Source organism: Ensifer canadensis (genome assembly GCF_017488845.2).
Classification (GTDB): domain Bacteria; phylum Pseudomonadota; class Alphaproteobacteria; order Rhizobiales; family Rhizobiaceae; genus Ensifer; species Ensifer canadensis.
On record NZ_CP083370.1, the window covers coordinates 716,507 to 736,424 of the forward strand.

At 60.7% G+C, this 19,918-nt stretch carries 22 protein-coding genes; 12 read left to right on the top strand and 10 right to left on the bottom strand.

Annotated elements, in window-relative coordinates:
• Positions 1–28: 28 nt before the first annotated feature.
• Positions 29–2,188, bottom strand: coding sequence for a right-handed parallel beta-helix repeat-containing protein (locus J3R84_RS03480; protein ID WP_203529124.1), 2,160 nt, complete (start codon positions 2,186–2,188; stop codon positions 29–31).
• Positions 2,189–2,496: 308 nt separating this feature from the next.
• Positions 2,497–3,384: a VOC family protein gene (locus J3R84_RS03485; RefSeq protein WP_025426307.1), complete on the bottom strand. Its 888-nt coding sequence runs from the start codon at positions 3,382–3,384 to the stop codon at positions 2,497–2,499.
• Between the two features lie 307 nt (positions 3,385–3,691).
• Between J3R84_RS03485 and J3R84_RS03490 the strand changes: the two genes are divergently transcribed.
• The gene (locus tag J3R84_RS03490; RefSeq protein ID WP_025426308.1) at positions 3,692–4,114 is read left to right on the top strand and encodes a universal stress protein; all 423 of its coding nucleotides are present in this window, start codon (positions 3,692–3,694) and stop codon (positions 4,112–4,114) included.
• A gap of 65 nt (positions 4,115–4,179) precedes the next feature.
• Positions 4,180–4,524 carry a TraR/DksA family transcriptional regulator gene (locus J3R84_RS03495; protein ID WP_025426309.1) on the top strand — a complete coding sequence of 115 codons (345 nt, stop codon included), beginning with the start codon at positions 4,180–4,182 and terminating at the stop codon, positions 4,522–4,524.
• Positions 4,525–4,709: 185 nt separating this feature from the next.
• Here the strand turns inward: J3R84_RS03495 and J3R84_RS03500 are convergent, their stop codons facing one another.
• Positions 4,710–5,165, bottom strand: coding sequence for a GNAT family N-acetyltransferase (locus J3R84_RS03500; RefSeq protein ID WP_025426310.1), 456 nt, complete (start codon positions 5,163–5,165; stop codon positions 4,710–4,712).
• A 236-nt stretch (positions 5,166–5,401) separates the two neighbouring features.
• Between J3R84_RS03500 and trhA the strand changes: the two genes are divergently transcribed.
• On the top strand, positions 5,402–6,064 hold the full coding sequence (trhA, locus tag J3R84_RS03505; protein ID WP_025426311.1) for a PAQR family membrane homeostasis protein TrhA: 663 nt from the start codon (positions 5,402–5,404) through the stop codon (positions 6,062–6,064).
• A 17-nt stretch (positions 6,065–6,081) separates the two neighbouring features.
• On the opposite strand, the gene J3R84_RS03510 is transcribed toward trhA, so the two are convergent.
• The 4 genes from J3R84_RS03510 to J3R84_RS03525 all read right to left on the bottom strand — a co-directional run bounded on the left by J3R84_RS03510 (position 6,082) and on the right by J3R84_RS03525 (position 9,384).
• Positions 6,082–6,606 (bottom strand): hypothetical protein, encoded by a 525-nt coding sequence (locus tag J3R84_RS03510; protein WP_025426312.1) that lies wholly within the window; start codon positions 6,604–6,606, stop codon positions 6,082–6,084.
• Positions 6,607–6,720: 114 nt separating this feature from the next.
• Complete coding sequence (gene msrB / locus J3R84_RS03515; protein ID WP_025426313.1) at positions 6,721–7,128, bottom strand: peptide-methionine (R)-S-oxide reductase MsrB; 408 nt, start codon at positions 7,126–7,128, stop codon at positions 6,721–6,723.
• Between the two features lie 215 nt (positions 7,129–7,343).
• Positions 7,344–8,960: an EAL domain-containing protein gene (locus J3R84_RS03520; RefSeq protein ID WP_025426314.1), complete on the bottom strand. Its 1,617-nt coding sequence runs from the start codon at positions 8,958–8,960 to the stop codon at positions 7,344–7,346.
• Between the two features lie 124 nt (positions 8,961–9,084).
• The gene (locus J3R84_RS03525; protein ID WP_057221497.1) at positions 9,085–9,384 is read right to left on the bottom strand and encodes a BTB/POZ domain-containing protein; all 300 of its coding nucleotides are present in this window, start codon (positions 9,382–9,384) and stop codon (positions 9,085–9,087) included.
• 202 nt (positions 9,385–9,586) lie between these two features.
• Here J3R84_RS03525 and J3R84_RS03530 point away from each other — a divergent pair, with 202 nt between their 5' ends.
• From J3R84_RS03530 to J3R84_RS03570, 9 genes are all read left to right on the top strand, one after another.
• Positions 9,587–11,947 carry a putative monovalent cation/H+ antiporter subunit A gene (locus tag J3R84_RS03530; protein WP_025426315.1) on the top strand — a complete coding sequence of 787 codons (2,361 nt, stop codon included), beginning with the start codon at positions 9,587–9,589 and terminating at the stop codon, positions 11,945–11,947.
• Positions 11,944–12,363 carry a Na(+)/H(+) antiporter subunit B gene (locus J3R84_RS03535; RefSeq protein ID WP_025426316.1) on the top strand — a complete coding sequence of 140 codons (420 nt, stop codon included), beginning with the start codon at positions 11,944–11,946 and terminating at the stop codon, positions 12,361–12,363. Before J3R84_RS03530 ends, J3R84_RS03535 begins: the two co-directional genes overlap by 4 nt.
• Positions 12,363–12,740, top strand: coding sequence for a Na+/H+ antiporter subunit C (locus J3R84_RS03540; protein WP_025426317.1), 378 nt, complete (start codon positions 12,363–12,365; stop codon positions 12,738–12,740). Before J3R84_RS03535 ends, J3R84_RS03540 begins: the two co-directional genes overlap by 1 nt.
• A 7-nt stretch (positions 12,741–12,747) precedes the next feature.
• Positions 12,748–14,310, top strand: a complete 1,563-nt coding sequence (locus J3R84_RS03545; RefSeq protein ID WP_025426318.1) for a Na+/H+ antiporter subunit D — start codon at positions 12,748–12,750, stop codon at positions 14,308–14,310.
• Positions 14,310–14,783, top strand: coding sequence for a Na+/H+ antiporter subunit E (locus J3R84_RS03550; RefSeq protein ID WP_025426319.1), 474 nt, complete (start codon positions 14,310–14,312; stop codon positions 14,781–14,783). Before J3R84_RS03545 ends, J3R84_RS03550 begins: the two co-directional genes overlap by 1 nt.
• Positions 14,784–14,785: 2 nt before the next feature.
• Positions 14,786–15,163: a cation:proton antiporter gene (locus tag J3R84_RS03555; RefSeq protein ID WP_371412233.1), complete on the top strand. Its 378-nt coding sequence runs from the start codon at positions 14,786–14,788 to the stop codon at positions 15,161–15,163.
• Positions 15,164–15,171: 8 nt separating this feature from the next.
• Entirely contained in the window at positions 15,172–15,522 is a 351-nt protein-coding gene (gene mnhG / locus J3R84_RS03560; protein WP_025426321.1) for a monovalent cation/H(+) antiporter subunit G, read from the top strand.
• 405 nt (positions 15,523–15,927) lie between these two features.
• Positions 15,928–16,359, top strand: a complete 432-nt coding sequence (locus J3R84_RS03565; protein ID WP_025426322.1) for a Ros/MucR family transcriptional regulator — start codon at positions 15,928–15,930, stop codon at positions 16,357–16,359.
• A 356-nt stretch (positions 16,360–16,715) separates the two neighbouring features.
• On the top strand, positions 16,716–17,165 hold the full coding sequence (locus J3R84_RS03570) for a helix-turn-helix domain-containing protein (RefSeq protein ID WP_025426323.1): 450 nt from the start codon (positions 16,716–16,718) through the stop codon (positions 17,163–17,165).
• A gap of 159 nt (positions 17,166–17,324) precedes the next feature.
• Here J3R84_RS03570 and J3R84_RS03575 read toward each other — a convergent pair whose 3' ends face one another.
• The 3 genes from J3R84_RS03575 to J3R84_RS03585 all read right to left on the bottom strand — a co-directional run bounded on the left by J3R84_RS03575 (position 17,325) and on the right by J3R84_RS03585 (position 19,431).
• Positions 17,325–17,747: a SufE family protein gene (locus J3R84_RS03575; protein ID WP_025426324.1), complete on the bottom strand. Its 423-nt coding sequence runs from the start codon at positions 17,745–17,747 to the stop codon at positions 17,325–17,327.
• Positions 17,748–18,042: 295 nt separating this feature from the next.
• Positions 18,043–18,765, bottom strand: a complete 723-nt coding sequence (locus J3R84_RS03580) for a hypothetical protein (RefSeq protein WP_203529122.1) — start codon at positions 18,763–18,765, stop codon at positions 18,043–18,045.
• A gap of 210 nt (positions 18,766–18,975) precedes the next feature.
• Entirely contained in the window at positions 18,976–19,431 is a 456-nt protein-coding gene (locus J3R84_RS03585; protein WP_025426326.1) for a DUF5330 domain-containing protein, read from the bottom strand.
• Between the last annotated feature and the right edge of the window lie 487 nt (positions 19,432–19,918).

Below are 19,918 nucleotides of genomic sequence, written 5' to 3' on the forward strand. Positions count from 1 at the left end.
CCCCACATGGAGGGCGTGGCCGCAAATGTTATCGGCAACGGCTTGCGGCGTTGCTCTGGTCAAGCGGCGAACCGTTCACGGTCAGCACCGAGCCGGGAGCCTGCGTGATGGTGCCGGGTGCCCAACCGGTGTCGAGCAGGCAATCCTTCGGTGTGTTGGTGACGCTGACATTGCCCTTTATGTCGGCAGCCGGGCCGGAGAAGTAGAGGCCCGCCGTACCGGCCTTGTCGACCGTCATGTTGTTGAGAACGATGTTGCTCGCGGCGCCGCCGAGGAACTCATAGTCGCTGCCGTAGATATAGGCGCCATAGGTGCCGGCATTGGTGACGGTGACGTCCTGCAGCGAAATGCCCGAGACCGGGTTGAAGAAGATGCCGGCGTTGCGCGTGCCGTCGATCTTCAGGCCCTTGACGTCGACATTGGTGGTCGTCGCATCGAGGTTCGGGCTGGAGATCAACATCAGGCCATTGATGCCGCCGGCGAGGCGCATGTCGTTGATCGCAACGTTCGACGTGCCCTGCAGCACCACCAGATCCATGTCGCGGTCCTGCTTGGAATTGTCGATCGTCACGCGGTCGAGTTGGATGTCCTTGCCGGCGACGAGCAGCACGCCTTCGCGACGAGAGTTGCTGATGGTGACGTTGTCGAGCTTGATATCTGTCGTGCCGGTGATTAGCTCGTATTCGGTGCGGCTGAGTTTCTTGAATTCGCCGCCGGCAAACACGCCATAGGTGACCTTGTCGATCGTCGTGTCGCGTACGGTCACGTTTGTGCTGCCGATCGCGCTGACGGCGGCATAGGGTGCCTTGTTGGGATTGTAGACCGAGAACTCGCAGGCTGTGTTGTTTTCGCAGATGAACAGGTCATGGATGCGGCTGTTCTCAACCACCGCGCCGTCGACGCGCGTGAAGCGAATGCCGTCATGATTGGTGGCGGAGATGTCGACATTGTCGATCGAGACGTTTCGAGCATCGGCTGCGGCGATGCCGGCGAGACCGCCGCGCACGGACAGCGACGCGATGCTGCTGCCGGACGCCATGGTGACGACGTCTTGTGCCGGATTGTATCCGGTGAGGGTCGTTGCCGCTCCGTGGTTGACGAAGGATGCGGTTGCTCCTCTCCTTGCGCCGCGCACCGCAATAGAGCCACCGCCACCGACAAGCGCCTGGCCGGAGCCGAGCGTCAGCGACTGGTTGAGACCGAGATTGCCATCGGCAAGGATGAGCGCATCGGCCCCGGCTGCGCCGATCAGAGCGTTGATCGAGGCCGCGTCGCCGTTCGCCGAGGAGATGTTGACGACCTTGCCGGGGTTGCGGCCGTTGGCAACGAATTGCGCCGCCTCGACATCGCCGGTTGGGCCGGCATGCGTGCGGATTTTGCTCGAGCGCTCGACACGCTGGACCATCGGGTCGAAGGCATCACTTGCCTTCGCCGTCGCCCCGAATGGGATGCGCAGGCGTGCCATGACGGCACCCTTGAGCTTGTCCTCATTGTCGTAGGTGCCGGTAACGCCGAGTGAGACGGTCGATCCCTCGGAAAGCCCGGGCAGGTTGGCGAAGGTCAGCTCCGCGCGCAGCTTGGCGCCGAACATGTCGTCGAGGTTCTTGCCGCCGTACCAGTAGCTGCCGCCGAAGACTTTCAGCTGGACGTCTGATCCTTCGTCGAAGACCGGAAGCCGCCGGCCGATTTCGGCGTCGAGCCCGCGCCGCCCGCGCTCCTTGCCTTCCTGGACGACGAGCACATGGTCGCGAACATAGGCGGCATTGAAGGCGCTCAGCGTCTTGGCGCCGGAAAGCGGCAGATAGAGATTGCTGCGCATTTCGAGGTCGCCGCTGAGCGCCTCGAGACCGAAGGATACCTGGCTGAACGAATTGCCGTACTCGCTCTTCAGATAGTCGTAGTAGCCATAGGCGCCGATGACCCACTGGTCATTGGCGCGGAAGCGGTAACCGGCGCCGATCGAGCCCTGCCGGACCTTATCGTTTTCTATCGTTCCGCGTGTATCGATGAAAATGGCGTTGCCGGAGTCGAGCACGAAAGGCAGGAAGAAGCCGCCACTGACAGCCGAACCGCCGCTGAAGAAACCGCCTTCGATTTCGGCCTGCGGCCTGAACTCCACAGCCAGGGCCGGGGACGAAAGCATCGTGGCGTCTGCAAGCGCAAACGCTAAAATAGTGTTGTATTTCATATTATTAACTCCGCATACACTGGGCGTGGCGACGCCCATGGCGGTGCGGTTAGATTATAAGACTATTTTACTCAAGTTTATTGATAGATTATCCAAAATCTTTCCAGCGGCGTGATGACGCAGGGCGCGCCAGTGCCGCGTGTTTACAATCCTGGCGATAATCTGGGAATTCGTCTCGGCTGCCGAATCCGCTCAGAAAGGCCCCGCCGCTCGGTCGAACTGGTCGTCCAGCAGAAATACGACCGCGTTGCGGAGTGAGCGACGCAGCGCAGTCGTGGCGGCGGTGGAGGAGGGGTCGCGAGGCGGCGTCAGGCTGCAAGCCTGAGGCCGATCCCCCAGGGATCGACGAGATTGTAAGCAGTGCCGTTTCGCTCGACCTGAATGCCCATCTCGTCGAGCTTGCCAACCGCCTTTGCAAGCTCTGCCGGATCCTTGAACTGGATCGTGTAGTCGGAGAGGCCGGTCATATTGTTCTCGCGCTTGGGCGCGCCGCGAGAGTTCCAGATGTTGGCCGCGACATGGTGGTGATATTTGCCCGAGCCGAAGAAGCTTGCGCCCGGGTAGCGCGCCATCAACCCGAGCCCCAGCACGTCCCGAAAGAACGCGTCTGCCTCGGGGATATCGGACACCTGCAGATGGATGTGCCCGATGCCGGTACCGTCGGCAAGCCCGTTCCAGTCGTCTTTCGGCGCCTCGTCATAGAGCGCCTGCAGGTTGAGCGGCAGCGTATCCATGCCGACGGTTCCGTCCGGCTTGAAGTTCCAATCGGTCCGCGGCCGATCACGATAGACCTCGATGCCGTTGCCTTCCGGGTCGGCGAGATAGATCGCTTCGCTGACGAGATGGTCGGACGCGCCCTGCAGGCGGACATTGTTATGGGCGGCATGGGCGAGCCAGCGTCCTAGTTCCTGACGGTTCGGAACGAGGAAAGCGGTATGAAAGAGACCAGGTGCGTTTCGTGGCGCCCTGGCGACATTGCCGGCCGTGGTCAGCGTCAACAGCGGCCGGGCGCCAACGCCCAGCGTCTCGCCGCTGGCGCTCGTCTCAAGCGGCTTAAGACCCATGATGCGCTGATACCACTGCGACACTGTCGCCAGATCCTCCACGACCAGATGCGAATGATCGACATGCGCCGGCATCGCCAATGCGTGATTGGCCGCAATGTCGATAGGCGGTGTGCTCTGGGTGGATATCATCTGTTGTCTCCTTGCGCGGCGAAACCGGTGGCCCTTTCGGGCCTCAGTTTCGTTGAAACTGCCCGGTGAATATGGGCCGAAGTCGGCGTTCACGGAAGACCGTCAGTCATTTGATGTTGTGTTCGATGAGCGTTGACAGTGGCCGTTGTCGCCCTAGCTCAATTACACAGGGCAATGCGATCGCGGCGCTTTCGATTTGATTTCAATCAATGCCGGAAGAACCGTCTGGGCTCAGTCTCGAATGCGTGGGATTTGCCCCCGCATTTCGGTGCCGGCGATCCGGGTAGGCAACGCAAAGGAGTGCAGCATGTACAAGAAGATCATCGTCCCTATTGCCATGGATCAGCTGGAGCATGGCGAGTCCGTGCTCGGCATTGCAGAAAAGCTGATCGATGAAGGGGGCGAGATTGTTCTGCTCAATGTCGTCGAGGATCTGAACGCCTATGCCCAGGGCTACATGATCGTCGATTTCCCGCTTGAGATGGTCGAGGAATCGCGCAAGCATGCGACGAAGACGCTGGAAGCGATGAAGGCCAAGCACGGAATCAATGGACGCATCGAGATCCGCACCGGCGGCGCGGCCGGCACGATCAATGCGCTCGCCCACGAAGAGAACGCCGACCTCGTCATCATTGCCTCGCACCGGCCGGGTCTCATTGACTATTTCATCGGATCGACCGCCAGCCGGGTCGTCAGCCATTGCCCCTGCGCCGTTCTCGTCGACCGGTGAGCCGCCAACAATCAAGAACAGGAGCGGGGCGCGCCCGAAGCGCCACGACTTCAAGGAGTCTTCCCATGGACAAGCTTGCGCTTGACGACTTTCGTGAACGGCTGAGCAGCCGCAAACGCGAACTCTACGGCCGACTGGTGAAGATCGAGCACGATCTCGATGAGCCGATGAATGCCGACGTGCCGGATCGGGTAACCGAACGGGAGAACGACGAGGTGCTGGAGGGCATTGGCCTTGCCGGTCAGGAGGAGATCCGTGGGATCGACGCGGCGCTCGACCGTATTGCGGCCGGCACCTTCGGAACCTGCGTGCGTTGCGGCCTACCGATTTCCGCAGAACGGCTCAATGCCGTGCCCCATGCGCCGCTCTGCCAGGAATGCGCCGCCGAGGTCGCCGCCGGCGCGAAGTGACGATGTTTTTCGGCGACTGTTACTTGCCCTAGAGGCTGCTTGCGATAGGCAGCCTCGCTGCTACGTCTTACAGCGCCGCGCGTCTTACTAGACGCGCAAAGGTCGCTGTAACACTTTGAATTGCTGCATGTTTTTATCCTTAAATCGAATAGGATTTAACGAAACATGCAGTAGGTGATCCGGACTTACCTGACGCTCGTCAGGTCGAGCTTCAATCTCGGCAAGAACCGTCCTGGTATAACAGAGGCGACCACTCCGTCATCGACCGCCCCCAGCCGGCGATAGAAATCGGCTGCGCCCGGGTCGGCATCGACAGTCATGACCTTCGCACCCTTGCGCAGCGCCGTTTCCACGCTCCATTCGAACAGGCGTCGGCCGATCCCGCCACCCAGCGCGGCCGGATCGACGAACAGCTTGTCGAGATCGGCGATCTCTCCGTGATACAGGACCTGCGCCATGCCGACGATATCGTCATCCTGAACGGCAATCTGGATATCCGACTGCATCCAGTCGTCCGCCGTCACCGTCAAGGCCGGGCGGCAGGCGGCCATGAAGGCCTCGTCATAGCCCCAGACGGCCTTTGATCTTAGGCAAAGCGCCGTCAGGATTGCTGCCTGTCCCGGCTCCGGCGTGCGCAGCAAAACTCTCCTTTGGACGTTGTTCTCCCGCCTCTGCGGACAATTTGGTCGCAACCCGTGCTGCAGACAAGGGACGTCCGTCTTCGCAATCACGTCATGTCTCTGTTGTAATGCGTTGCAAAAGTTGATGCTTTCGCCATCGTCGAGCTCTTTGCCACGGCGCCAGGCTGTGGCAGGATAAGGCAAATAAGCAAGACGACCGCCGCCTGAGCGCGAAAGAAGGTCGGAAGCGGGGTAAAGTGGAATTCGCCGGCGTCAAGTGGAACTACGATCGATCGGAACTGATTGCCGATGGCATCGTGCACGGCGTCGGCCTTGCAGCGGCCCTCGTCGGCGTAACAGCACTTATCTTTTACGCGATGCTCTGGAGCACGACCGGCCAGCTTGCTGCCGCCGCGATCTATGGCGCGGGACTGCTGGCAACCTTGTCGATTTCGTTCCTCTACAACCTCTACCCGGTTTCGCGGACCAAATGGTTTCTGCGCCGTTTCGACCACTCGTCCATTTTCGTGCTGATCGCCGCCACCTACACGCCCTTCCTCCAGCGCGGCTGGGAGGATCCGTTCCTGTTTGCGATGTTGATTGGCATCTGGGCGATCGCCACCCTCGGCGTGGTGATCAAGTGCCTCTTCCCCGGCCGCTTCGACCGGCTTGCGATCCTGCTCTATCTCGCCATGGGCTGGAGCGGCGTGCTTGCGGTGGGGCCGTTATTGTCGGCACTCTCGGCGACAACGTTCGTGCTGATCCTGATCGGCGGCATCATCTATTCCGCCGGCGTGATTTTCCATGTCTGGGAAAAGCTGCGGTTCCAGAACGCCATCTGGCATTCCTTCGTCGTCACCGGCGCCGCAGTGCATTATTCGGCCGTCGTCAGCTGTCTGAGCGGCACGGCGATTTCCTGATCAAAAAATCCGGGCGCTCAGTTCGGGGCGGCTACGGGGGCTGCCGCCACTGGCGTCTGCTGGCAGCCTTCCGAGGGCCTCAGAGCCTCCGCCATCCGCGAGATGACGCCATCGAAGCTGGTCAACCGGCTCTTGCGGTACTGCAGACGGAAATAGGCGGCGCTGCCGTCGCAGAGTGCGATGGCGCGTGTGTAAAACACTTCCTCGCCGCGTACGCCCGAGAAACTGGCCCAGGCTGAGGTCACGCGTGAATAGGAAATCCGCCATTGGTCTTCCCGCTCGGTCGCCATGCGGTCGTTGACGTCGATCTCGAAATCGCCATCGACAAGTTCACTGCCAAAAACGGAGAGCGTGGCGCCGTTATCGTTGGCATGAAAGCTGACACCGTCGCCATTGTCGGCTTCACCTTGCACTTCGAAGCCCGGCGGAATGTCGAGAATATAGCCGAAGCGGGGATTGGCGTAGGCGTGCCAGTCATTGTCTGCCGCGGCCGGGCAAGCAGCCGAGAACAGAAGAACGAATGCAGCCAGAATGCGACGCATGCGGACCTCCTTCCGGCTTGCTTCGACGGTTTCACTATCAATAGCACATCCGTGCACGAACAGCTGTTTCTATTGGAACAGCGCTGAGCTTGCGAATGCTTCCGTCTGTTTGCGTCAATCCTCGGTAAACGTCATCGCGTGACCATTGAGACAGTAGCGCAGACCGGTCGGCGGCGGGCCGTCGGGAAAGACGTGTCCGAGATGGGCATCGCAGTCGGCGCAGCGGATTTCTGTGCGCACCATGAAGTGCGAACGGTCCTCGATCTCGCGGATCGCCTCGTCGTCGATCGCCGCGAAATAGCTCGGCCAGCCGCAACCGGAATCGAACTTGGTATCGGAGCGGAACAGCGCCCGGCCGCAGCAGACGCATTCATAGGTGCCCGCCTTCTTGTTGGCGAGGAACGGGCCGGTGAAAGGGCGCTCGGTGCCGTGCTCGCGGGTGATGCGGTACTGTTCGGGCGACAACTGCGCGCGCCACTCCGCTTCGCTCTTGATCACTTTCGCCGCCCTTGCGTCTCTCATCGAAGATCTCCCTGTGATTTTCGCGACTATATAGGATCGGCGGTGACGCGCCGCAAATCACGCTCGCGTGCCGATATGGGTGCGCATCGGCGCCAACGAGGCTGCAGCCTATCTCGACAGCCTCGTCGTGTGACCGCGACCGTCAGTTTGGCCGATCAGCGTGCCTTCGCGCCGCAATCGCAACGGATTGATCGTGGACTGGCCGGGCGCCGTTTTCAATCGCCGCCGACGGCCGGCGGCACCTCGGGAATATCTCGTCGGATCACGGTTGGGCCGGCACCGTGAACACGTTTGCTGTCGTTGTAGAATGCGATGAACTCGGGCGCTGGTAGGGCCTTGGAATAGAGCCAGCCCTGGCCGTATTGCACGCCGCGCGCGAGCAGATAGTCCGCCTGCTCCTGTCGTTCGATGCCTTCGGCGACGATGTAGAGGTTCAGCGATTTGGCGATGTCGATGATGTGCGGAGTAACGGCGCTGGTCGCCGAGACGAGACCCACCGTATCGATAAACGACTTGTCGATCTTCAATGCGTCGAGCGGCAGGTCCTGGATATATTGCAGGCTGGAATAGCCGGTGCCGAAATCGTCGATCGCTACCGAATGGCCGAGCCGACGGGCTTCCTCGATCGTTGCGCGGGCGGATTTCACGTCCATGAAACCGCGTTCGGTCGCCTCGAGCCAGATCTGCTCGGTGAGGACGCCGGAGTTTGCAAGCGCCGCCTGGATAACCGGCAGGACGCGCCCGGACTTGATGTCGTCGGCCGACAGATTGATGGCGATGTGTAGCGAGCGGTCGGCGACAAGGACCGGCCCGAGATCCTTGATAACCCCGCCGATGACCTGATCGGTAATGGCCTGGATCAGGCCGCTTTCCTCTGCGAGCGGGATAAAGGTATCGGGCCTGACCAGCGAACCGTCGGGTCTGCGCCAACGGACCAGCGCTTCCGCGCCGACGCAGATGCCGGTCTTCATCTCGATGAGCGGCTGGTAGTGCACGATGAATTCGCGGCGTTGCACGGCGATCGAGAGTTCGCCGAGCGGCGACAGACGCCGCCGCGACAGCCAGAAGACGAGGCCGACCATTAGCGCAGCGACGATCGCGCCGAGCGGCAGGAGCAGTAGCCGTTCGCGGCCGAGATCTTTCAGCAGCAACGCCCGTGACGATGTTGCAATGGCAATCCAGCCGGAGCCGGTCGCGGTGGCAAACAGATTGTCCGCATCGGTGCCGGTCTGCGTATGCTCGATCAGCCGCTTGATCAACGATGCATCCGGGTTGTTCAATTCGCTGACGAGGGTGCCGGTATCGCTGGCGATCGCAAGGCGCGTATCCGGGGTGGCGAGCACGTCGACGAGCCGAGCCGGATCGGTCAGCACGCTGTAGGATCGGTACCGGAATCCCAGCATCGCCCGACCGTTGCTGATCGTCGGATGAACCCGGGCCGACACGCCGATGCCGCTGGCTGTGGTGAAGTCGACTTGCCCGCGGCCGACGCTCGTTTCCGGCTTGCCCCAGGAGGAGCATTTGAGCGCATCGCCCTCGAAGTAACCGATATCCTCGACGGAGCGCGTGTTGACAACCAGAGCGCGCATCGCCGCGATATGTTGCTGGGAGCAGGGCGTGAAGCTGAATTGGTCGGCAGACTTGAGCGCGGATGTTGCTTCGCCGAACGCCGTATTGGTACGCATGATCGCATATTCGGCAAGGCGGCTGAGGCGGGTCTCCTCTCTGCTGGTGGCGACTGACCAGGAGAGATAGAACGCGGCGACGATCGGAAGGATGGCGCCCAGCGCCGCAAGTACACTGGTCACCGCCACAATGTGAGACCGTTCCAAGCCAGACCTCGCAGGTTCAAGAGAAACGCCGTGCAATTCGGTGCATCAGTCAATCAGCGATAACGAACGATCTACAGCGCCGCGCGTCTTGTTAGACGCGCAAAGGTCGCTGTAGCACTTTGAATTACAGCATGCCACGCCCGGCGGGAAGCATGAAATGGCGCTGAAGCCCCTGAAAATTCAAATGCTTGCCTATCTTCAACTTATCGAGGAAAGGGCGTTGGCCTTCGGTCGAAGTCGGCATCTGTGCCGCTGCGTATCTTATATCGGAGATACCATCCAATCGCGACGAATTACCAGATACAGCGCGTTTCATGCCATCGATACCACTGGATGTTGCTAACAACACTTTAATCGCATGCGCAGGCCGATCGGCGGCGATGACCGGTGTTGTGCGGACGTGTATGCCAAGGCGATGTCGCATCGGATGATTTTGCCTTGTCGGTCAAACGTGACCACCAATCTCACGAGAAAACTGGAGATTTTCCGGGCATTTGCCGGACTTAACAGCGCATAACGTCGATTTTACCCGATTTACCCTTGAGGCGCCTTTACCCTTCTTTTATGTCGGGTGTTCGTTCGTTCGTCGATCAATCAATCAAAGCGCAAAGGAGCTGGCCCGGACGATGGATGTTGCGGCCCTGACATTGCTGGCTCTTGCTCTCCCTTTCGTCGCGGCACTCGTCGCGCCGCTCCTGACCCGACTCCTTGGGCATAACGCGGCCTGGATCCTGGCGCTTTTTCCTGCCGCGATCGTCCTGCACTTCATGGGCTTTTGGCCGGAAGTCTCTCGTGGCGAAGTCGTCACCGGCGGCTATGAGTGGATTCCGTCGTTCAATGTCAGTTTCTCCTGGCTGATCGATGGCCTGTCCCTGACCTTCGTGCTTTTGATTGCCGGTATCGGCGCGTTGATCGTGCTCTATTCCGGGGGCTACCTGAAGGGCCACCCCCAGCAGGGGCGGTTCTTCTCGTTCATCCTGATGTTCATGGGATCGATGCTCGGGCTCGTCGTGTCCGACAGTTTCCTGATGCTCTTCGTTTTCTGGGAGCTGACCTCGATCACCTCGTTCCTGCTGATCGGCTTCGACCATTCGCGCGAAGCCGCCCGGCGCGCCGCCCTGCAGGCGTTGGTGGTCACCGGGGGAGGCGGGCTGTTTCTGCTCGCGGGCCTGTTGATCATCTGGAATGTCACCGGTGTCACCCAGCTTTCGTTGTTGACGTCTTTCGGTCCGGAGATGCGCGAGAGCCCGTTCTATCTCGCCGCGTTGCTGTTGGTGCTCGGTGGCGCCTTTACCAAGTCTGCCCAGTTTCCGTTCCATTTCTGGCTGCCCAACGCGATGGAAGCGCCGACACCCGTTTCGGCCTATCTGCATTCCGCAACGATGGTTAAGGCCGGTGTCTATCTGTTGATGCGCCTCAACCCGGTGCTCGGCGGAACGCCGGAATGGCAGATGCTGTTGCCGCTCTTCGGCGGCACCACGCTCATCATCGGCGCGGTTCTCGCTTGTCGCCAGACTGACCTGAAGCTGATGCTCGCCTACACCACCATGGCATCTCTCGGCCTGCTCGTGATGCTGACCGGTCTCGGTTTTCCGCATGCCATCGAGGCGGCGGCGCTCTATCTGGTGGCGCATTCGCTGTTCAAGGGCGCGCTGTTCATGGTCGCCGGCATTATCGACCACGAAACCGGCACGCGCGATGTCACAAAGCTCGGCGGACTGCGCTCCGCCATGCTGCTGACGTTCGTGATCGCACTTGCCGCAGCACTTTCCATGGGCGGCCTGCCGCCGTTTTTCGGTTTCCTCGCCAAGGAGGAGATCTACTACGCGCTGCCTAGTTTTGACCGGCGCGCGATGGTTTTCGCTTCACTTGCCATCCTCGGCAATGCGCTGATGTTTGCCGTCGCTTTCGCCGTCGCGCTCAAGCCCTTCATCGGCGCAAAGATCGAAACGCCGAAGTCGCCGCATGAGGCGCCGCTGCTTCTCTGGCTCGGGCCTGCACTCCTGGCTGCCAAGGGACTGTCGGCTGCCCTGTTGTCCAACCTCACCCACGAGCTTGTGTCGACACCGATGGCGACGGCGATTGCCGGCGAGCCCAGGCAGATCACGATCTCGGCGATCCCCGATATCGGCATGCCGCTGGTGTTGTCCTTTGCCACCATCGCTCTGGGCATTGTCTGCTATCTCAACCTCGCCCGCTTGCGTGCCTTCATCGCGACCATCCTGAGTGACATCGGCTGGGGGCCGGATCGCGGTTTCGATCAGTTCATGCGAAACCTCGTGCGCTTTTCCGTCGCGCTGACCCGCCGGCTGCAGTCAGGTCGCCTTGAAGTCTATATGACGGCGACCTTCGTGCTGGTGGCCGCCGTGCTCCTGGGCGCGCCGATCTACTATGGCGAATTGCCGCGCGCACCGTTCTTTGCGGGCGACGTGCCGCTGCATGAGCTCGCGATCATGGCGATCGCCGTCATCGGGCTCTTCGCTGTCGTTCTCGCCGCCGACCGGCTGACCGCGATCGTCTCGCTCGGCATTCAGGGCTTTGCAGTCGCCGTCATCTTCCTGCTTTACGGTGCGCCGGATCTCGCCTTTACCCAGTTCATGATCGAGACCCTTTCGGTCGTGGTGCTTGCGCTGGTGATGACGCGGTTGAGGCTCTCGCCCTCCGATCATCGGCCGCTCGGCCAGAGACTTCCTGATTTCACCATCGCGCTCGCCTGCGGCATCGGTTTCGGGCTTATGCTGCTGAAGGTGACCGGCGTGCCCTTCGACGCCTCGTTGACCGATTTCTTCAATCTCTATTCGAAGACGGTTGCGCATGGCGCCAATGTCGTCAACGTCATCATCGTCGATTTCCGCGGCACTGATACGCTCGGCGAGATTGCCGTCGTCATGGTGACGGGTCTCGCCATCCTGTCTCTCGTTCGCCTCAGGGCCGGCTCGCTGCGGCGCATCGCCGATAATGACCCGGACGCGGAGGACGGCGCATGAGATCGGTGATCTTCCGTGCCGTTGCGCCGTTTCTGACCAGCCTGATGGTGCTGTTTTCGATCTTCGTCCTGTTGCGCGGCCACAACGAGCCGGGTGGCGGCTTCATCGGCGGGCTGATCGCCGTGTCGGCGCTGGCGATCTACGGTATCGCCTGCGGCGTGGAGACGGTACGTCGCGCCATTTATTTCCATCCGATGGCGATTGCCGGCGCCGGCCTCTTCGCTGCCACCATCGCCGGCCTGATCTCGATGGCTGCGCGCGTGCCGTTCATGACCGGGCTTTGGATCTATCCTTCCTTGCTTGGCGTGGAGGTGCCGCTGTCGACGGTGATGCTGTTCGATGGTGGCGTCTATCTCGTCGTCGTCGGCGCCATCAGCTCGATCGCCCTGTCGCTCGAAGAGCGGGGAGGTGAATGATGGAGGCATGGTTCGCGCTGCTCGTCGGCATCTTCTTTACCGTTGCCATCTACCTGTTGCTGTCGAAATACATCATTCGCGTTCTTTTGGGCGTGGCGGTCCTCGGCAATGCCGTCAACCTTTTGATCTTCACCGGTGGCCGGTTGACGCGCGGCGTGCCGCCCGTCATTCCGGAGGGCGCCGATACGCTCGCAGGGCCGGCGGCGAATGCGCTGCCGCAGGCTCTCATCCTGACGGCGATCGTCATCTCCTTCTCTTTCTTTGCTTTCCTGCTGGTCCTGGCCTGGCGCGCCTACGAGGATCTTTCGACCGACAACACCGACGAGATGCGCGTCGCCGAGCCGGAAGAAGAGCCGGCTCCGCCGCTTGGATACTGACCGACCCATGGCCGTTTCGACTTCACCTCCCGCCGATCTCTCCGCTGCCCTCGTTCTCGAGCCGGTTGCGGCTGCCGACTGGCTGGTGATCCTTCCGGTTGCCTGGTGCCTGGCGATCGGCGCGCTGCTGGTCATGCTGCGCCGTCCGATCGGCCTGCACCCGTTCGTCGCGGTGGCCGGGCTTGCCGGTCTGGTGGTGATCGACGGGCTGCTGCTTCAACACGTGATCGCCAGCGGCCCGGTGACGATGGTCATGGGGCGCTGGCTGCCGCCTTTCGGGATAGCCTTTACCGTCGATCTGACCGGCGCGCTCTTTGCGCTTGCGGCCTCCATCGTCGCGCTTGCCGGCGGCATCTACTCGCTTGCCGATATCAACGACAGCGGCCGGCGATACGGCTTCTATCCCTTCCTGATGCTGTTGATGGCGGGCGTCTCCGGTGCATTTCTGACCGGCGACGTCTTCAATCTCTATGTCTGGTTCGAGGTGCTGCTGATCTCGTCCTTCGGCCTGATCGTGCTCGGCTCCGAGCGCGAGCAGATCGACGGCGCGGTGAAATACGGTTTCCTCAACCTCGTCGCGACGACGCTTTTCCTGATCACCACCGGTTATCTCTACGCAAGCTTCGGCACGCTCAACATGGCCGATATTGCCCGCAAGGCGGAGGGCCTGCGCGGCACCGCGCCGCTGATGACGCTGACGGCCTTGTTCCTTTTGGCCTTCGGCATGAAGGCTGCGGCATTCCCCGTCAATTTCTGGCTCCCGGCGTCCTATCATACGCCGCGTGTCGTCGTGTCCGCGCTCTTTGCTGGTCTGCTGACCAAGGTCGGGATCTACGCTCTGATCCGTGTGACGGTGATGCTGTTGCCGTTGGAACGGGAAGAACTCAGTTTCGTCATCGCGGCGGTCGGCGCCCTGACGATGCTGGTCGGTGTGTTCGGGGCGCTGGCGCAGTCGGATTTCCGTCGCATGCTCGGTTATCTCGTGATCTCCGGCATCGGCTCGATCCTCGCCGGCATCGCCGTTGGCGGGCCGGGTGGCATCGGCGGCGCGATCTTCTATGCGCTGCATTCGATGCTTGTGATGACGGCGCTTTACTTTGCTTCCGGCGTGGCAGCGAAACTCGGCGGCAGCTTCTCGTTGTCCTCGCTTGCCGGTCTTTACCGCCGCCATGTCGGTTTCGCTGCGATCAGCCTGATGCTTGCCTTTGCCGTGTCCGGCCTGCCGCCGTTCTCGGGCTTCTGGCCGAAGGTCATGCTGGTCAAGGCCGCACTCGACATTGGCGCCTGGTGGCTTGCCGCAGTGCTGCTCGTCACCGGTTTCCTCACGACGATCGCCACCGGTCGTTTCTTCCTGCTTGCCTATTGGCGGGACACGGCAGACGGGCAGGCGGCAACGGCCGAGACGCAGATCCCGGCCGCCATTCTTCTGCCGCTTGCGGCGCTGACGATGCTGACGCTCGCGATCGGCCTTTATCCCGAGCCGCTGCTTGCAACGATCCAGAATGCTGCCGCCGGGCTTTCGGAACCGTCGAGCTATCTGAACTCGGTCTTCCCGGGAGCCGCCCGATGATCAAGTTCCTTTGGATCAATCTGATCTTCACTGCGATCTGGGCTGCAATCAGCGGCAGTCTCAGCGTGCCGAACCTGTTGCTCGGCTTTGCAGTCGGCGCGCTATCCCTGTGGCTGATCCGGCGCGAATTGCAGCCTGTTGCCTATCCGGTTCGACCGCTGAAGATCCTGCTGCTGACCGCATTGTTCTTCAAAGAGCTGGCAGTCTCGGCGACCAAGGTCGCTCTCTTGGTCGTTCAGCCGAAAATGCGGCTGAAGCCGGGCATCTTCTCCTACCCGCTGACGATCAAGAGCGACTTCGAGATTGCGTTGCTTGCCAACCTGATCACGCTGACGCCCGGCACGCTTTCGGTCGACGTCTCCGAGGATCGCAAGACCCTCTATGTGCACGCGCTTGATTGTGCGGACCCCGGTGGCCTCAGGCGCGATCTTGCCAACGGCTTCGAGCGTCGGATCAAGGAGGCCTTCGAATGACGATGCCGGAGCAGATACTCAGCGGCGCCACCGTCTTCGCGCTCGCGCTCTTGTCACTGGCGCTGCTGGTGACCGTGTGGCGCATCATCCGCGGCCCAACACTGCCCGATCGGGTCCTGGGCCTCGATATGCTCGTGGCGATCGCCATAGGCCTGATTGCGGTCGTTGCCATCCGCACCGGCTTCAATCTCTATATCGATATCGCCATCGCCCTTGGACTGGTCGGCTTTCTCGCAACCGTCGCCTTTGCCCGCTTTGTTCTGGCGCGCGGTCTCTCGCCGGAGAAGGCGAGCCCGGAGCAGGCTGCGGCCGGTGCCGGAAAGCGAGGTCGGACGCCGCAGGCGAAAGTTGCCCGACGCAAACGCAAAGGGGGACGCTGATAGAACCGATGTTTGAGGCCATCATTACGCTTTCTGTTGCTGTCCTGCTTGTCGGCGGCGCCACCTTTTCCCTGCTGGCGGCAATCGGCATCGTGCGCTTTCCCGACCTCTACACCCGCATGCATGCGGCCTCCAAGGCGGGCACCGTCGGTTCGGGCCTGCTGCTTCTGGCCGCGGGACTGCACTCGCTCGACGTGGCAATATTGTTTCGGGCGCTGGCGGGCTTCTTCTTCTTCGTACTGACCGCTCCGATTTCTGCCCATCTCTTGGCAAAGGCTGCTCATCAGGCGGGTTACAGGCTGGCGAAACAGTCGGTCATAGATCAGCTTCCGCAAAAGGAAGAGCCGCGCCGGCATTGAACGGCAACGTTTCTGATTTTGTATTTCAGAACATTCCGATAGAGCGCCGCCGCGTCAGCAATTTCGAAATAAAGTTGCTAGCGGCGGGCAAATTTATGTTTGGAATTTTCGCTGATCAATGTTAATCGAGTAAATGTAAAGTGTCGTTGTGGAAAATACTTAGAGCTGAAATTCCAGCTTGAGTTGTGAATATTGGCTGTTGCTTTGAGAGGTTGGTTGTTCCAGCGACTCGGCAATAGGTTTCGTGATCAAAATTCCAACTCTTGATATTGCGGCAAGAATTTGTCCTTGCTGTACGATTGATGGTCTATCCCAAGGCAGCGAAGGCTTCCCGACGGCATTTGCACGTATTCCTCTCCCTGAAACATGTTTCGGGCTTGTGCTGTATTCCGATAGGAGAAAGAAATGACTGAAACAACGCTTGGCGCGAGCCATGAACTTCTGGTTGAGCTGACGGCTGAGATCGTGTCCGCTTACGTCAGCAACCATGTCGTTCCGGCTGCCGAGCTCTCCACGCTGATCGCCGACGTCCATTTGGCTCTCAACAACACGGCGGCACCTACGCCGGTCGTGGTCCCCGTTGAAAAACCGAAGCCGGCCGTATCGGTCCGCAAATCCGTGCAGGACGATCAGATCACCTGCCTGGAATGCGGCGGTACCTTCAAGTCGCTGAAGCGCCACCTGATGACGCATCACAGCCTGTCGCCGGAAGAATATCGCGAGAAGTGGGATCTGCCGACCGACTACCCGATGGTTGCTCCTGCCTATGCCGAAGCACGTTCGCGGCTCGCCAAGGAAATGGGTCTCGGCCAGCGTCGCAAGCGTCGCGGCAAGTAAGCTGACCTGCCGCCCATCGCCACGACCGCGCCCTGCGCCGGTCTGGTTCGAGGGGCGGAGCGTAACTGAACACACAAAGGCCGGGCTGTCGCCCGGCCTTTGTGTTTTTCAGCTTGGGAAAATGTGCCTATTCGCGACGCTACAGCGCCGCGCGTCTTATTAGACGCGCAAAGGTCGCTGTGGCACTTTGAATTGCTGCATGTTCTTATCCTTGAATCGGATACGATTTAAGGAAACATGCAGTAGGCTGTAGCTGCAACTGGACGCAAAAGGGGCGGGAAAGTGTGCAAAAAATTTCCTTATTCCCCTCCCGAGAAATGGATATATGAATTAATTCCTATTGAAGGGGTTTTCATATGTCCTTTATCGAAGCCGACGGCCGAAACGAATTTTCATCCGGGACGGTCCATCATCTCAAGACGGCCGCGTTGACGGCAGGGCAGGTTGCTGCAGTGAAGCGCGGGCAGGGCGGCGCGCGTGAGATGTCGACGCGGTTGACCTGCCGCCTCGTGCAAAATCTGACGGCCGAAGCGGTGCATCTTGCCGCAGACCGGATACCGCTTCTTCGTGATAGGAGACGCGCCAAATGCCATGTGCGCCAGATCGCCATGTATGTCTGCCATGTCGTCCTGCAAATATCGCAAGGCGATATCGCCAACGCTTTCGAGCGAGACCGGACGACCGTCCGGCATGCCTGCTCCGTCATCGAGGATCGACGGGATGCTGCCGATTTCGATGCGTTCATAGAGACGATCGAGCGCCTGGTGTCATCTGCGTTCACCGCACAAGCGGAGCGGGGTGAATAGCTGTTCGCCGGGCATTCGGCCGGTAGCGATTGGCCGGCACGGATCCTCAGGCATTGTCAGCGTCAAAATGGCTGCGTCGCGCAACGCTTGTGGTGCCGGGCGACGCTCACATTCGCGCAAGTTCGGCGATTGTGTGAATGCATGGGGACGGCCGCGATCTCAGGCGGCGAGGCGGGTCTCGGCTTCGTTCTTGATCCGCCGGATCATCGAGCGCAGGCCGTTCGCCCGTTGCGTCGACAGATGTTCGATCAGGCCGATCTTGCTGAAAGTAACGATGGCATCCAGCCTGGAAATCTCGGAGGCACGCTTGCCGGAATAGATCGTAAGCACAATGGCGACCAGTCCGCGCACGATGTGGGCGTCGGACTCGCCTTCGAAGAGCAATACCGGATCTTCCGGGTCGCCGGTCGCCTGGGTGGCGAGCCAGACCTGGCTGGCGCAGCCTTGCACCTTGTTCTCACTGGTGCGCTTGGCGTCCGGCATCTCGGGCAGGGCCTTGCCGAGTTCGATCACATAGCGGTAGCGATCCTCCCATTCGTCCAGGAAGGCGAAGTCGTCGATGATCTGGTCAAGCGTGGTCATGGTCCGGTCCGTTTGTCGACACCGTCAGGCGGCGCGCTTGTCCGCCCGAGGTCAGTGCCTCTGCTCCGATCCCCAGCAGTCCTTACGGTGCCGGGATCGTTGTGACCCTCATATAGGTGATGGTAGCACAGATGAGAACCGCGAATTGCCAACTCGGACGCATCAGAGTTCGATTCGGGCGAGGATCTACAGCGCCGCGCGTCTTATTAGACGCGCAAAGGTCGCTGTAGCACTTTGAATTGCTGCCTGTTGTTATCCTCAAATCGAATGGGATTTAAGGAAACATGCAGTAGCGCTAGATCGAAACGCTTGTAGGAATTGCGATGGCACCGGCAGCCGCGCCGACTGTTGAATCCAGAGATGCAATCGAGGTGGTGAGGGAGGCGCTTACTTTCCTGGCGTCGTCCGCGTCGCTGCCAGCGCCCTCAGCGCGCAGATCCTGCTCCGCTTTCCTCAGCAATTGCTTGAGCTGTTCGGCAAGTGCCTTGAACTCTGCAACCGTCCTCGCATCGGAGTTTTCCTCCGAACTCCCGGAGCTGAATTCGCGGTAGGCGCGTTCGGCAAGGGACGATGGCTCTGTCTTGTCGGCGCTGTTGCCTTCTTCGCCGCCGGCATTCGCCATCTCGTCGGCATTCACTTCCATCGCCGCCGATGCAACCGTTGTTGCTGCGGATGCGGCACCGGCCGCCGTGTCGCCACCGGCCAGGCCGGACGAGCCGCCACCGGCGAATTGCTGTGCGGCCGCGCCAAGCTGCTGGGCCAACTGTTTTGCAAGCCTTGCAAGCGTCTCCGGGTCCGAGGCCCAGAACCGCAGCATCTGCATCTGCTCCTTCAACTCGTCCAATTTCTTCTTGGCAATGGCCTTGCGGTTGGCGGCGGTCTCATCGTCCGTACGCAAAAGATTGAGAAGGGAAGATCTGCTCTTTTGCTCCAGCGGCGCCACGTCGGTGCCCGCTTGCGATCCGGCCGCGGGGACACGCGTTGCGCTCGCATTTGAAAAGAACCCGTATATCTGCATCGGGGCAGTCTCCGCTGAATGTGCGGGGACCTAAACAGCCATGTCTTGTGCGGACCTGTTGCTGGACCGCCCCTCGGTTGCAAACCGAAAAAAGAAAACGCCGCGAGGGGATGGGATCCTCGCGGCGGCCGCAAGAAGGCGGCAAGTCAGGCAGTGTCAAAGGATGGCTCGGCGGCGGTCGCGCGGACCTGCTGCCACGGCAAGAAATGTTTACTTGGCGAGGGACGCCTTCGGGTCGAGGCGCTTTTCCGGAACCGGCGTACGCTTGAACACCGGAGCCGTCTCCGCAGCGGTCTGTTCGACCGGCGCCACCAGCGTGGCGGCAGCCTCGGTCGCCTGACCGACAGTGCCGGTCGTTACCTTGGCATCGGGCTTGATCGCATCGGTTTCGGCAAACTGGGTGTCAAGGAATTCATAGGCGATGCGGGCGCCTTCCCGGGCCCGATGGCCAAGTGCGACGAAGGTTTCAGCACCCTTCTCGCAGACCTCCGGCTTCTGGATGCAGATGGCGCTGATATACTGGAATGCCTCATTGGCGGCCGAGAAGGTATCGCCGAGCTCGACCTTCGGTCCGTGCTCCAGCTTCTGCGCGCTCGACGGATCGAGGAACGGCAGCAGCACCAGCACCATCGAAAACCAGAATGTCGCCTTGATGAGAAACCACATGTTCTGCCCATCCTATATTCGGCTGCCGCGCCCGCCGGTCTTCTAGCCGGTTTTACTGCTTTCGGCATCCTGGAGCGCCGCAGTATCCCCTGATACCCGTTCACGCCCGCCGTCGTTTGCATGAGGACCGCCGTCTTTCGTCGCCCGGCCCTTTGTTGAGACTGACATTAGGCAGGGAATCACAAGACCGCTTTTCAAAAACCCGCAGCATTTGTTTCGAATTTTAATGAAATTCCCGATTTTGAGGATTTGCCGGGCATTTGTGTCGCATTTTAGCTTTCGCCGTTAAGGTTCATGGCGGCGGGCCGCCGGCAAAGGCCGAAAGCGTGGGCAACGGCACCGGGGCGCCCTGCCCAAATCCTTAACGTGAGGCGGAAAATGCACGGAAATCCGTTGCTTACGCCCCGTTAACCACAAGAAATGAAGGTCGCCCGAATTGCCTCAAAACGGGATTTTTCAGGCATTTGGCGCCGTTCCGGGACAGTCC